The organism is Streptomyces sp. NBC_00582 (assembly GCF_036345155.1).
Taxonomy (GTDB): domain Bacteria; phylum Actinomycetota; class Actinomycetes; order Streptomycetales; family Streptomycetaceae; genus Streptomyces.
Window position 1 is genome coordinate 4,099,787 of the sequence record NZ_CP107772.1, and the last position, 13,773, is coordinate 4,113,559.

The following is a 13,773-nucleotide window of genomic DNA, read 5'->3' on the forward strand; positions in this document are numbered from 1 at the left end:
GTCACCTCAGCTTCGGGTCGAGGGCGTCGCGGACCGCGTCGCCGAGCATGATGAAGGCCAGGACCGTCAGGGCGAGGGCGCCGGAGGGCCACAGGAGGGCGTGGGGGGCGTTGCGGACGTAGGGGGAGGCGGCGGAGATGTCGATGCCCCATGAGACCGCGGGGGGCTTCAGGCCCACGCCGAGGTAGGACAGGGTCGCTTCCAGGGCGATGTACGTGCCGAGGGCGATGGTCGCGACCACGATCACCGGGGCCACCGCGTTCGGGGCGATGTGGCGCAGGAGGATCCGGGCGGGAGAGGCGCCCAGGGCGCGGGCGGCCTGGACGTAGTCGTGCTGTCTGGCGGAGATCACCGAGCCGCGGGCGATCCGGGAGATCTGCGGCCAGCCCAGCAGCACCATGAACCCGATGACCGGCCAGACGGTTTCGCTCGTGACCACGGAGAGCAGCACCAGCCCGCCGAGGACCACCGGGATCGCGAAGAAGACGTCGGTGACGCGGGAGAGGACCGCGTCGCCCGCCCCGCCGAAGAAGCCGGCGAGGCCGCCGAGGACGCTGCCGAGGACGGCGACCCCGAGGGTGGCGAGGACGCCGACCGTGACGGACGTACGGGCGCCGTAGACCGTGCGGGTGTAGACGTCGCAGCCCTGGCCGTCGTAGCCGAACGGGTGGCCGGGTGCGGAGCCCTCCTGGGCGTGGGCGAGGTCGCACTTCAGGGGGCTCTCCCAGGTGATGGCCGAGGGCCACAGGGAGATGAGGAGCAGGAAGAGGATGATCAGGGAGGAGGCGAGGAAGACCGGGTTGCGGCGCAGGTCGCGCCAGGCGTCGGACCACAGGGACCGGGGTCTGCCGGTGGTTCCGGTGGCCGGGAGCGGCGGGCCCTCGGGCGCCTTCTCCAGTGGCAGCGCCGTGAGTCCCGGCGCCGCGATCTCGCCCTCCGGTTCCAGTTCAGGCATAGCGGATCCTCGGGTCGAGTACGGCGTACAGCAGGTCCACGAGCAGATTGGTGACCAGGAAGACCAGTACGAGGACGGTGACGAAACCGACCACGGTCTGGGTGTTCTGGCGGAGGATCCCCTGGTAGAGCTGGTAGCCGACGCCGTGGATGTTGAAGATCCGCTCGGTGACGATCGCGCCGCCCATGAGGAAGCCGATGTCCGCGCCGATGAAGGTGACGACGGGGATGAGGGAGTTGCGCAGCAGATGCCGGGTGACGACCCGGTGGTGCGGCAGGCCCTTGGCGACGGCGGTACGGACGTAGTCGGCGCGGCGGTTCTCGGCGAGGGAGGTCCGGGTCAGGCGGGTGACGTACGCCAGGGAGACCGAGGCGAGGACGAGGCCGGGCACGATGAGCTCGCCGAAGCCGGCGTCCAGGGAGACGGAGGGCTTGATCCAGCCCCATTCGACGCCGAGCAGCAGTTGGAGCAGCAGCCCGGTGACGAAGGTGGGCACGGAGATCACCACGAGGGTGCCCAGCAGGACCCCGGTGTCGACGGGGCGGCCCCGGCGCATTCCGGTGACGACGCCGAGGGTGACGCCGACGACGATCTCGAAGAGGATCGCGACGAGGGTCAGGCGTGCGGTGACGGGGAAGGCCGTCGCCATCAGCTCGGTGACCGGCTGGCCGTTGAACGCCGTACCGAAGTCGCCGGTGAAGACGTTCCCCATGTAGGTCAGGTACTGCTGCCAGACGGGCCGGTCGAGGCCGAACTCCTGCTTCAGCCGGGCGGTCGTCGCCGCGTCGCACTGCCGTTCGCCGCACAGGCCCGCGACGGGATCGCCCATCACGTTCACCATCAGGAAGATCAGCAGCGTCGCCCCGATGAACACCGGGACCATCTGCACCAGCCGCCGCAGGACGTACCGCCCCATGGCGGGTCAGCCGACCTTGATGTCGGTGTAGACGGGGACGGAGAACGGGTTGAGCTTCACCCCGGAGAGGCGTTCGCCGTAGCCGCCGGTGCCGTTCTGGTACCAGAGCGGGATGGCGGCCATGTCGTCCCGGACGACCTCCTCGGCCTGCTGGAACAGCGCCACGGCCTTGGCGGGGTCGGTCTCGGCGTTCGCCCGGTCGACGAGCCGGTCGAACTCCTCGTTGGACCACTTGCCGTCGTTGGAGGGGGCGTCGGTGTAGTAGAGCGGCTGGAGGAAGTTCTGGATGAGCGGGTAGTCCATCTGCCAGCCCGCCCGGAAGGGGCCGCTCAGCTTCTGCTTGGTGGTCTTGTCGCGGTAGTCGGCGAAGGTGCCGATGGGGCTGCCGACGCAGGCCCGCTCGTCGCCGAGGACGTTGTTGATGGAGTTGCAGACGGCGTCGACCCACTGCTTGTGCGAGCCGGCGTCCGCGTTGTACGTGATCCGCACCTGTCCGCCGGGCAGTCCCCCGCCCTGCTGGATCAGCTCCTTGGCCCGGGCCGGGTCGTAGGTGCACCACTCGCCGCACAGCCCCTTGCTGTCGCCGCCCTTGATCCCGAGGACCGGTGACGTCCAGTCCGTGGCGGGGACCCGTGTCCGCTGGTAGATCGTCGCGGTGATCCGGTCGCGGTCGATGGCCATGGACAGCCCCTTGCGGACCTTGTCCATGCCGGGCCTGCCCCACTCCTTGTCGTAGTAGGGGAAGGCGATCGTCTGGATGATGCCGGCGGGCTGGTTGAGGTAGCGGCCTCCGAGGTCGCCCGGGGCGTTCTTGAGCTGGGCGGCGGGCACGTCGTCGGTGAGGTCGAGATTGCCGGCCAGCAGGTCGGTGTAGGCGGTGTTGGGGTCGGTGTAGACCTTGAGGGTCACCCCGCCGTTCCGCGCCTTGTCGGTGCCGGGGTAGGCGTCCCAGCGGACGAGGTTCATCTGCGCGCCGCGGGTGTACGAGGCGATGGTGTACGGCCCGTTGCCGACCGGCTTCTTCAGCCAGGCCTCGTGGTCGTCGAAGAACGCCCGGGGCAGCGGTGAGAAGACGGCGTAGCCGAGGGTGTCGGGGAAGGAGGAGAACTTCTGGCTGAGCCGCACGGTGAACGTGCGGTCGTCGACGACGTTCAGCCCGGACAGGGTATCGGCGGTCTGGGTGCCCGTCCGCGGGTGGACCCGGTCGTAGCCGTCGATGTACTTGAAGAACTCGGCGGCCTTCTGGCCGTTGCGCAGACTCGCCCCGTAGTTCCAGGCGTCGACGAACGAACGCGCCGTCACCTTCTCACCGTTGCTGAACGTCCAGCCGTCCTTGAGGGTGATCGTGAAGTTCTGCGAGTCCGGGGTCTCGATGCTCTGCGCCAGCATGTTCTGCGCCTGGGCGGTCTCGGGGTCGTACCGCTTCAGCCCGCGGAAGATCATGTCGAGGACCTTGCCGCCCTGCACCTCGTTGGTGTTGGCGGGCTCCAGCGGGTTCTGCGGGTCGCCCCAGGACGAGGTGAGCACCGCGGAGCCGTCGCCGCCGCTGCCGCCGCCACCGCAGGCCGTCGCCAGCAGCGCCGCCGCCACCGCGCACACGGCCCACCTGGCGTGTGTGGCTCCCCGCATGGATGCCTCCTCTTGACCGGCCGGACCCGGACATGCCGTGATCCTTTACCAGTCAATATCGGCACATGGCGGCTTTCCTGCACGTTCACCCCACCCGTACGGGTTCAAGGGTGTCAGGAGGGTGACCCCCGAACGGCTCAGCCGAGCCGTTCGGGGCCGGTGGTCAGCGCGGCAGCGCCTTGAAGACCACGTGCACCCCGCCGTGCGGCGACATGGAGATCAGCAGGTTCGACGCCAGGGCCGCCGCCAGGCGCTCCAGCAAGGGCAGGGTCGGAACCCCACGGCCGCACTCCATGCGCGACAGCGCGCCCTGTGTCATGCCCGCCTGGGTCGCGAGCCGCTCCTGGGTGAGTCCCAGTTCCAGCCGTCGGGCGCGCACCGCCGCACCGAAGGGCATTCCGACGCCGGCGCCTCTGCGATCCGCCGCAACCACCATTTCGTCACTCCCCGTTCGTGTTTGACCAAGGATCAGGACTCAGGGCCCGCGGCCCCCGGTTCCGGGCTTGGGGAAGTCTTGAGGGCGCCTTTCATACCGCAAAGCACATGACGCCCCGGGGTGAGACGCTGCTCACTTCATACAGGCGATGCGATAGCGACCTTCGGTACGGAGACGGCCAATTCAACCCGCCCGGACCTGCGGCGACTTCCCCTGTGCACGCTTTGCCCGGTGGCGCCCGCGGCTGTCAATGCGCTGCGGTGCATGGGCGTGTTCCCGCGTCCCCGAAGTCGTTTGCAGCGTTGTCCGCGCACGGCCAATGCTGGCTGAGCGCTCCGGTGAGCGCAGAGCTTCCTGAAGGGGGAACCGTTCGTGCTGAGAATCGCAAGCACCCTTGTCTCGACGGCCGTCGTGGCCGGCGGCCTCGTGGCGGGAGTGGCCGCACCGGCCTCCGCCGCCTGTGCCCCGAACCCCGGGACGGGCTACCACATCACCAACAAGTCCACCGTGAGCAAGCCGACCAACCTGCACAGCGAGTGGATGTACGACAACCTCGGCGGCACCCTCACCTACAACCACACCAAGACGGCCACGGTGAGCGCCAGCGGCACCGCCGGTGTCGAGGCCGAGGCCGGGGTCATCTTCGCCAAGGCGAGCACCTCGTTCAGCGTGACCGTCGGCAAGTCCTGGTCGAAGTCGAACAGCTGGAGCTACTCGATCCCGGCCAAGAACAAGGCGGGCAAGACCAAGGTCCGCATGACCATGTTCCACGAGTCGAAGAAGTTCAAGGCCACGAAGTTCACGTACTACTACGACGGTCACTGCAAGTACCACGAGAGCAAGAAGTGGGCGAAGTGGTTCGTCGCCCCGGTGAAGAAGGACGCCAACGTGTGGGGCCTGGAGTGGAAGTAGGGAACTGAGGGCGGCTCAGGGGCCGGCGACCAGTTCGGCCTCGAATCCGTCCGTGTTCTCCAGGTAGGCGGCGTAGTGGTCGGGGCCGCCCGCGTGCGGGTAGCGCTCGGGGAAGAGCGGTGTCCACCCGTGGGCCGGCCCCTCCTGGGCCAGCGCGTCCACCTCCGCCCGGCTTCCCGCGTGGAACGCCAGGTGGTTGAGGCCCGGGCGGATCCGGTCGTGACCGGCGCCCCGACGCAGCGCGGGGGACTCCTCCACGACCAGGTAGAGGGGCCCGTGCCGCCAGCTGCGGCCGCGGTCCCACTCCTGGTACGGCGTGTAGCCGAGCCTGCCCAGCAGCCAGCCCCACTCCCGGGTCGCCCGGGACAGGTCCGGGACCCACAGCTCGATGTGGTGAAGCACCGGTGTCCTTTCTCGGAAGGCGCGAAAGCCCGGCACCTCTGCGCGAGGTGCCGGGCTTTGGTGGGTTCGTCACGCCGCGTGCACGACGTCCTTCTCCTCGGCGAAGTGGCAGGCCGACTCATGGGCCGCCGGGGTGTCCTCGCCCCGGAACCGCTCCGGTACGGCGAGCAGCGGCTCCTCGGTCGCGCACTTGTCCTGCGCCTTCCAGCAGCGGGTGCGGAAGCGGCAGCCGGACGGCGGGTTCGCGGGCGAGGGGACGTCACCGGTGAGGATGATCCGCTCGCGCCCCTCACGGGCCTCCGGGTCCGGGACCGGGACCGCCGACAGCAGCGCCTGGGTGTAGGGGTGCGTCGGGTGGTCGTAGATCTGCTCGTCGGAGCCGATCTCGGCGATCCGGCCGAGGTACATGACACCGACCCGGTCCGAGATGTGCCGGACGATCGACAGGTCGTGCGCGATGAAGATGTAGGAGAGGTTGAACTCGTCCTGCAGACGCTCCATCAGGTTGATGACCTGCGCCTGGACGGACACGTCCAGCGCGGAGACCGGCTCGTCGCAGATGATGATCTCGGGGTTGAGGGCCAGCCCGCGGGCGATGCCGATGCGCTGGCGCTGACCGCCCGAGAACTGGTGCGGGTAGCGGTTGATGTACTCCGGGTTGAGACCCACGACGTCCAGCAGTTCCTGGACCTTCCGGCGCCGGTCGCCCTTGGGGGCCACCTCCGGGTGGATGTCGAAGGGCTCACCGATGATGTCGCCGACCGTCATCCTCGGGTTGAGCGAGGTGTACGGGTCCTGGAACACCATCTGGATGTTGCGGCGGACCGCCTTCAGGGCGCGCCCGGACAGCTTGGTGATGTCCTGGCCCTTGTAGAAGATCTCGCCGGCGGTGGCCCGCTCCAGGTTCATCAGCAGCTTGGCGACCGTGGACTTGCCGCAGCCGGACTCGCCCACGATGCCCAGGGTCTCGCCCTGGTACAGGTCGAAGGAGACCCCGTCGACGGCCTTGACCGCGCCGATCTGCTTCTTGAACAGGATGCCCTGGGTGAGCGGGAAGTGCTTCACCAGGTTGCGCACCTGGAGGATCGGCTCGCCGCGGTCCACGGGCGCCTCGATGGCGGCGACCGCCTCCGACTCGGAGTGGACGTCGGCGGTCTCCACCTCGGAGACGTTCGGCGTGGCCTCCTGCTCGTCGTTCTTGCTGAGCTCAGCCATGGATCGTCTCCTTCCAGAAGTGGCACGCCGAACCCCGGCCGACCAGTTCGCCGCCGTCCTGCTCGGTCACCGGCACCAGGGCCGGGATCTCCGTGCGGCAGATGTCCTGCGCCTTGGGGCAGCGCGGGTTGAACGCGCAACCGGTGGGGACCCGCAGCAGGTTGGGCGGCAGACCCTTGATCGCGAACAGCTCCTGGCCCTTCTGGTCCAGGCGCGGGATCGAGTCCAGCAGACCGCGCGTGTAGGGGTGCGCGGGGCGCTTGTAGAGCTCGTGCACCGGGGCGCGCTCCACGATCCGGCCCGCGTACATCACGGCGATCTTGTCGGCGACGTCGGCGACCACGCCGAGGTCGTGGGTGATCAGGATCAGACCCATGTTGTACTCGCGCTGGAGTTCCGCGAGGAGGTCCATGACCTGGGCCTGGACCGTCACGTCGAGGGCCGTAGTGGGCTCGTCGGCGATGATCAGGTCCGGCTCCAGGGCCAGCGCCATGGCGATCATGATGCGCTGGCGCATACCGCCGGAGAACTGGTGGGGATAGTCGTTCACCCGGGCCGCGGCGGCCGGGATCTTCACCTTGTCCATCAGCTCGATCGCCTTGGCCTTGGCGTCCTTCTTGGACAGGCCCTGGTGCACCCGGAACATCTCGCCGAGCTGGTAGCCGACGGAGAGCACCGGGTTGAGCGAGCTGAGCGCGTCCTGGAAGATCATGGCGATCCGTCGGCCGCGGATGCGCCGGCGCTCCTCGGCGGACATCTTCAGCATGTCCTGGCCGCGGAAGAGGATCTCGCCCTGCGGGATCCGGGCGGGCGGCATGTCGAGGATGCCCATGATCGCCTGCGCGGTCACGGACTTGCCGGAGCCGGACTCGCCGAGGACGGCGAGCGTCTCGCCGGCCTTCACGTTGTAGTTGACGCCGTTGACGGCCCGGACGACACCCTCGCGGGTGACGAACTCGACGTGCAGGTCACGCACTTCGAGCAGGGGGCCGTCGTCGCCTTCGCGGGGCGCCGGCACCGTGGTTTCTTCGATGATGGTCACGTACGCCTCCCTCAGCGCGTCTTCGGGTCGAGGGCGTTACGGACCGCTTCGCCGAGCATGATGAACGCCAGCACCGTGATGGTGAGCATGATCGACGGGTAGAGCATGATCCATTGAGCCACTCGGATCGAGCTGCCGCCGTCGGAGATGTCGTTGCCCCAGGAGACGCCGTTCAGGCCGAGTCCCAGGAAGGACAGCGTGGCCTCGGAGCCGATGTAGACGCCGAGCGAGATGGTCGCGACGACGATCACCGGGGCCAGGGTATTGGGCAGGATGTGCCGGAACAGGATGCGTGGGGTGCTCGCGCCGAGCGCCTTGGCCGCCTGTACGTAGTCGGACTGTTTGGTCGTGATCACCGCACCGCGCATCACGCGCGCCAGCTGGGTCCAGCCGAAGAAGCCCAGGGCGCCGATGACGACCCAGGTGGTGCGCTCCGGGAAGGAGTTGAGCGTGACCATGGTGCCCAGCAGGAACGGGATGCCGAAGAACACGTCCACGAGCCGGGACAGGATCGAGTCGACGATCCCGCCGAAGTAGCCCGCGATCATCCCGACCAGACCACCGGCGACGGTCACCAGGATCGTGGTGCCGAAGCCGACGGCTATGGAGGCGCGGGCGCCGTAGATGAGCCGGGCGTAGACGCTGCGGCCCTGCTGGTCGTAGCCCAGCCACTCCGGCGAGAAGACCTTTCCGAGCTGCGGCTTCTGCAGGTAGTGCTTGGACAGGTCGCCGTAGGTCGGGTTGGCGCTGGTGAACCAGCCCGGGAAGAAGGTGATCGTCAGGAGCAGCAGGATCAGCAGCGCCGAGACGATGAAGATCCAGTTGCGCCGCAGGTCCTGCCAGGCGTCGCCCCACAGGCTGCGGACCTTCTCGGCCGTGACCGGCTGCACGGAGGCTTCGGCGGTGGCCACGGCGTCCGTGGCGGTGGCGGAGTCGGTTTTGGTCATGTCAGGCATAGCGAATCCTCGGGTCAAGGACCGCGTAGAGCAGGTCGACAAGGAGGCTGGCGACGAGGTAGACGAGGACGAGGATGGTCACCAGGCCCACGAGGGTGGTGCCTTCCCGGCGCACGATCGACTGGTAGATGGTGCCGCCGATGCCCTGGATGTTGAAGATGCCCTCGGTGACGACGGCGCCGCCGAGCAGGGCGCCGATGTCCGTGCCCAGGTAGGTGACCACGGGGATCAGCGAGTTGCGCATGAGGTGGACGCCCACCACCCGGCGCCGGGGCAGGCCCTTCGCGATGGCGGTACGGACGTAGTCGGCGCGCATGTTCTCCGCGATCGACGTACGGGTCAGCCGTGACACATAGGCGAGTGACGCGGTGGCCAGCACGATCGCCGGCATCAGCAACTCACCGTAGTTCGACGGATCGTTGACGTTCGGTTCCAGCCACTTGAGTTCGTCGGCGAAGATCCACTGGAGGATGAAGCCCAGGACGAACACCGGCACCGAGATCAGCAGCAGCGTGAACAGGAGGACGCCGGTGTCGGCGGCGCGGCCGGCCCGCAGACCGGCGAAGACGCCGAGGCCGATGCCGAAGATGACCTCGATCACGAAGGCGAAGCCGCCCAGCCGCAGCGTCACCGGGAAGGCGTCGCCGAGCACGTCGGTGACGGGCCGTCCACTGGCGACCTGCGTGCCGAAGTCGGCGTGCAGGATGATGCCCTTCATGTAGTCCCAGTACTGCACCAGGATCGGCTGGTCGAGGCCGTACTGGTGTCTCAGCGCGGCGATGACCTGGGGGCTTCCGCCCTTGTCGCCGAACAGCCCGCGGACGGGGTCACCGGGCAGGGCGTAGACCATGAGAAAGATGAGCAGGGTGGTCCCGAAGAACACCGGGATCATCTGGAGCAGTCGTCGTGCGACATAGCGCCCCATCGTGCCTCCATAAAAAAGTCACAGCGGCAGCAGGCGGGCCCTTTCCCCGCGCACCGCTCGGCGATGCATGTGGAAAGGGCCCCCCGGCCGCTTCCGCTGCTGACCGGGGCGCGCTGTGCGCGCCCCGGGCAACGGGCTGTCTGCGGTTACTTCTTGACCTGGACGCCGGTCAGGATCGGGTCGCCGTCCTGGCCGAACTTGACGCCCGAGACCTTCTCCGAGTAACCCGCGTTGACCTTGTAGTACCAGAGCGGAATGCTCGGCATGTAGTTCGGGAGCTGCTTCTCGATCTCCTGGTACTTCTTCACCGACTCGTCCAGCGTGGTGGCGCTGTCGGCGGCGGCGATCTCGTCGTCGATCGTCTTGTTGGAGAAGCCGCTCTGGTTGCCGTCCGACTTCGTGCCGAACAGGTCACGGATGAAGTTGGCGTTCATCGGGAAGTCCAGCACCCAGCCCGAGCGGTACATGGACTTGACCTCGTGGGCGTCACGGGCCTGGAGGTCGGCCTGGAAGTCGGCCTTCGGGTCCGTGGAGCACTTCACACCGGTGGCGTTGGTGATGGAGTTGCAGACCGCCTCCACCCACTCCTTGTGACCGCCGTCGGTGTTGTACTGGATGGTGATCGCGTTGCCGGGAACGCCGCCACCCTCCTTGATGAGCTGCTTGGCCTTGGTCGGGTCGTACTTGGTGACGTCGCCCGCGACGTTCGGCTGGTAGCCGAGGACGCCCTTGGCGACCCAGCCGGTGGCCGGCTCACGGGTGCCCTGGAGCACGGTCTTGGTGATGGTGTCGCGGTCGATCGCCATCGACAGGCCCTGCAGGACCTTCGGGTCGATGTCCTTCCACTGCTTGGTGTAGAAGGCGGGGGCGATCGTCTGGATGGCGGAGTACGCCTGGTCGACCGCGCGGTCGCCGAGGTCCTGCTTGTAGACCGGCAGGTCCTTGGGGGCGACCTGGGTGATGACGTCGAGGTTGCCCGACTTCAGGTCCGCGTACGCGGTCTCGGGGGTGGAGTAGTTCTTGAAGACCACGCCACCGTTCTTCGCCGCGTTCGAGCCCTTGTAGCCGGCGAACTTCTTGACCGTGATGGCCTTCTTGTGGTCCCAGCTGACGAACTGGTACGGGCCGTTGCCGACCGGCTTCTCACCGGCGGCCTTCGGGTCCTTGTAGAAGGACTCCGGCAGCGGCGAGAAGACCTGGTAGCCGAGCTTGTAGACGTAGTACGGAATCGCCTTGGACAGCTCGATGGTGAAGGTGTTGTCGTCGACGACCTTCAGACCGGACAGCTCGGTGGCGGTCGGCTTGCCCTTGGCCGGGGCGACCGCGTCGTAGCCCTTGATGTCCGAGAACCAGAAGCTGTTGGTCTGCTTGTTGTCCGGGTTGGCGGCCCAGTTCCAGGCCTTGACGTAGGACTCGGCGGTGACCGGGGTGCCGTCGTGGAACTTCCAGCCGGCCTTCAGCTTGACCGTGTAGGTCTTGCTGTCCTTGGTGTCGACCGACTCGGCGTTCATGTAGACGATCTTGCCGCTGTCGTCGTAGTCGACGAGACCGGTGAACAGCGAGTTGATCACGATGCTGCCGTAGGACTCCATCGTGTTGGCGGGCTGCAGCGGGTTCTGCGGCTCACCGGACTCGACCGTGAACGTGCCGTTCGGGTCGATCGCGGCCTTGCTGTCGCCCTTACTGTCGCCGTCGCCACCACCACAGGCGGTCGCTCCCAGTGCCACAACCGCGGCTATCGCGACCCACTTGGCACTCCTCGCACCGCGCATGGGTTCCTCCTCAAGAATCCATTGGTTCACTGCACAGGGCAGCACACGACACAACACCGTTTCCGGCGCCTGAAAATGGTCGGTGCCCCCAGCGCTCGCGAGCCTGCGCCGCCTGTCGGCGCCTGACCCGTCCTCCGAGCTCTACGCGCCTAACTATCTGCCATCAGCGAAGGCCGAACCACACCGGCAAGGTCTCGGTTCGATCACACCTCACGGCTACATCTTCCAAAATCCGGACAAAGGGATAGAGGGAAGATCCCTGCGAAACGGACTTGTTACACATCTATCGGCGTTGACTGTCCGCATTCCGGACGCACCGGGGAGAAAAATGAGTTGCGGCTACCCTGGCCGCTGTGCGGGGGCCGACTCGGCATGTCCACCACCATCAACGGGTCCTGCCCGTGAGGCCATTGGCCGACACCGCACCGCAGTGCGCACACTGCACACACATCCGAGGCTAGTACCGATGAGCCCCCTGCGGGCGGTTCCGCACGCGATCAAAGGGTTATCCCTATGTCCCCGCGGAGTAAAAACTGTGTTCAACAAGCGAGCCAGGCCCCGCCGTGCGGGACCTGGCTCGTTCGCCACGGGGCCGGTCAGCCGTGCTTGGCGCGGCTCGCGGCGCGGGCGCGCTCACGGGCGTCCAGGTTCACCTTGCGGATGCGGACCGCCTCCGGGGTGACCTCGACGCACTCGTCGTCACGGCAGAACTCCAGCGACTGCTCCAGGGAGAGCTTGCGCGGCGGGACGATCGACTCGGCCACGTCGGCGGTCGAGGACCGCATGTTGGTGAGCTTCTTCTCCTTGGTGATGTTGACGTCCATGTCGTCGGAGCGGGAGTTCTCACCGACGATCATGCCCTCGTACACCTCGGTGCCGGGCTCGGTGAAGAGCACACCGCGCTCCTGGAGGTTCGTCATCGCGAAGGCGGTGACGGCGCCGGCGCGGTCGGCGACCAGGGAGCCGTTGTTACGGGTCTGCAGGGCGCCGAACCAGGGCTCGTGGCCCTCGTGGATGGAGTGGCCGATGCCGGTGCCGCGGGTCTGCGTCAGGAACTCGGTACGGAAGCCGATGAGACCGCGCGAGGGCACCACGAACTCCATGCGGACCCAGCCGGAGCCGTGGTTGGACATGTTGTCCATACGGCCCTTGCGGACACCCATGAGCTGGGTGACGGCGCCCATGTGCTCCTCGGGCACGTCGATCGTCATGCGCTCGACGGGCTCGTAGACCTTGCCGTCGACCTCCTTGGTGACGACCTGGGGCTTGCCGATGGTCAGTTCGAAGCCCTCACGGCGCATCTGCTCGACCAGGATGGCCAGCGCCAGCTCACCGCGGCCTTGCACCTCCCAGGCGTCCGGGCGCTCGGTGTCGAGGACGCGGAGGCTGACGTTGCCGACGAGCTCGCGGTCGAGGCGGTCCTTGACCTGACGGGCGGTGACCTTGCGGTCCTTGACGGCCGACTTGGCGTCGGCGCCCTTGCCGGTGCCGCCGCGGCCGACCAGCGGGGAGGTGTTGGTGCCGATGACCATGGAGATCGCGGGCTCGTCGACCGTGATGAGCGGCAGCGGGAGCGGGTTCTCGGGGTCGGCCAGCGTCTCGCCGATCATGATGTCCGGGATACCGGCGACGGCGCAGATGTCACCGGGGCCCGCCTTCTCGGCCGGCTTGCGGGTGAGCGCCTCCGTCATCATCAGCTCGGAGATGCGCACGTTGGCGACCGAGCCGTCGCGCTTCATCCAGGCGACGGTCTGCCCCTTCTTCAGCTCGCCCTGGTGGACGCGGAGCAGCGCGATACGGCCGAGGAAGTTGTCGGCGTCCAGGTTGGTGACATGGGCCTGGAGCGGGGCGGCCTCGTCGTAGGTCGGGGCCGGGATGTGCTGGAGGATCGTGGAGAAGAACGGCTCCAGGCTGGTGGAGTCCTCCGGGACCGTGCCGTCGGCGGGCTTGGTCAGCGAGGCGATGCCGTCGCGGCCGCAGGCGTAGACGATCGGGAACTCGATCTGCTCCTCGTCGGCGTCCAGGTCGAGGAAGAGGTCGTACGTCTCGTTGACGACCTCGTCGATCCGGGCGTCCGGACGGTCCGTCTTGTTGATGCAGAGGATGATCGGCAGCCGGGCCTGCAGGGCCTTGCGCAGCACGAAGCGGGTCTGCGGCAGCGGGCCCTCGGAGGCGTCGACCAGCAGCACGACACCGTCGACCATCGACAGACCGCGCTCGACCTCGCCACCGAAGTCGGCGTGGCCGGGGGTGTCGATGATGTTGATCGTGATCGGGTCCCCGCCGTCCTTGGGGTGGTACTTCACCGCCGTGTTCTTGGCGAGGATCGTGATGCCCTTCTCACGCTCCAGGTCGTTCGAGTCCATCATGCGGTCGTCGACGGAGTCGAGCTGGTGGGCGGCGAAGGCACCGGCCTGCTTCAGCATGCCGTCGACGATGGTCGTCTTGCCGTGGTCGACGTGGGCGACGATGGCGACGTTGCGGATGTCGTGGCGCGTGGCCATAAAGCGGCGTTCTCCCGGAGTGTGAGGAAGGCCCGTCGTGTACGTCTGTGCGACGAGGACCCTGCCGGGCTTGACATGCCACGGCCTCACCCCATGGTACGTGTCCCGG

Annotated in this window: 12 protein-coding genes; 1 reads left to right on the forward strand and 11 read right to left on the reverse strand. The window is 67.7% G+C overall.

What is annotated here, in order from left to right:
- Position 1: 1 nt before the first annotated feature.
- The 4 genes from OG852_RS17930 to OG852_RS17945 form a co-directional block, all read right to left on the reverse strand.
- Entirely contained in the window at positions 2–955 is a 954-nt protein-coding gene (locus tag OG852_RS17930) for an ABC transporter permease (protein WP_330348430.1), read from the reverse strand.
- Positions 948–1,871, reverse strand: a complete 924-nt coding sequence (locus OG852_RS17935; RefSeq protein WP_133912589.1) for an ABC transporter permease — start codon at positions 1,869–1,871, stop codon at positions 948–950. The genes OG852_RS17930 and OG852_RS17935 overlap by 8 nt, the downstream gene beginning before the upstream one ends.
- A 6-nt stretch (positions 1,872–1,877) precedes the next feature.
- Entirely contained in the window at positions 1,878–3,500 is a 1,623-nt protein-coding gene (locus OG852_RS17940; RefSeq protein ID WP_133912590.1) for a peptide ABC transporter substrate-binding protein, read from the reverse strand.
- Positions 3,501–3,663: 163 nt separating this feature from the next.
- Entirely contained in the window at positions 3,664–3,897 is a 234-nt protein-coding gene (locus OG852_RS17945; protein ID WP_133912591.1) for a helix-turn-helix domain-containing protein, read from the reverse strand.
- A 411-nt stretch (positions 3,898–4,308) separates the two neighbouring features.
- On the opposite strand from OG852_RS17945, the gene OG852_RS17950 reads away from it, so the two are divergent.
- A complete protein-coding gene (locus OG852_RS17950) occupies positions 4,309–4,848 on the forward strand; it encodes a hypothetical protein (protein WP_133912592.1) in 540 nt (179 codons plus the stop codon).
- A gap of 15 nt (positions 4,849–4,863) precedes the next feature.
- Here OG852_RS17950 and OG852_RS17955 read toward each other — a convergent pair whose 3' ends face one another.
- The 7 genes from OG852_RS17955 to typA all read right to left on the reverse strand — a co-directional run bounded on the left by OG852_RS17955 (position 4,864) and on the right by typA (position 13,664).
- On the reverse strand, positions 4,864–5,250 hold the full coding sequence (locus OG852_RS17955; protein ID WP_330348431.1) for a VOC family protein: 387 nt from the start codon (positions 5,248–5,250) through the stop codon (positions 4,864–4,866).
- 69 nt (positions 5,251–5,319) lie between these two features.
- Positions 5,320–6,465 (reverse strand): ABC transporter ATP-binding protein, encoded by a 1,146-nt coding sequence (locus tag OG852_RS17960; RefSeq protein WP_133912594.1) that lies wholly within the window; start codon positions 6,463–6,465, stop codon positions 5,320–5,322.
- Complete coding sequence (locus OG852_RS17965) at positions 6,458–7,507, reverse strand: ABC transporter ATP-binding protein (RefSeq protein WP_133912595.1); 1,050 nt, start codon at positions 7,505–7,507, stop codon at positions 6,458–6,460. Before OG852_RS17965 ends, OG852_RS17960 begins: the two co-directional genes overlap by 8 nt.
- An 11-nt stretch (positions 7,508–7,518) precedes the next feature.
- On the reverse strand, positions 7,519–8,463 hold the full coding sequence (locus OG852_RS17970; RefSeq protein ID WP_330348432.1) for an ABC transporter permease: 945 nt from the start codon (positions 8,461–8,463) through the stop codon (positions 7,519–7,521).
- Positions 8,456–9,388 (reverse strand): ABC transporter permease, encoded by a 933-nt coding sequence (locus OG852_RS17975; protein ID WP_133912597.1) that lies wholly within the window; start codon positions 9,386–9,388, stop codon positions 8,456–8,458. Before OG852_RS17975 ends, OG852_RS17970 begins: the two co-directional genes overlap by 8 nt.
- 146 nt (positions 9,389–9,534) lie before the next feature.
- On the reverse strand, positions 9,535–11,160 hold the full coding sequence (locus tag OG852_RS17980) for a peptide ABC transporter substrate-binding protein (RefSeq protein ID WP_133912598.1): 1,626 nt from the start codon (positions 11,158–11,160) through the stop codon (positions 9,535–9,537).
- A 596-nt stretch (positions 11,161–11,756) separates the two neighbouring features.
- Complete coding sequence (gene typA / locus OG852_RS17985; protein WP_330348433.1) at positions 11,757–13,664, reverse strand: translational GTPase TypA; 1,908 nt, start codon at positions 13,662–13,664, stop codon at positions 11,757–11,759.
- Positions 13,665–13,773: the final 109 nt, after the last annotated feature.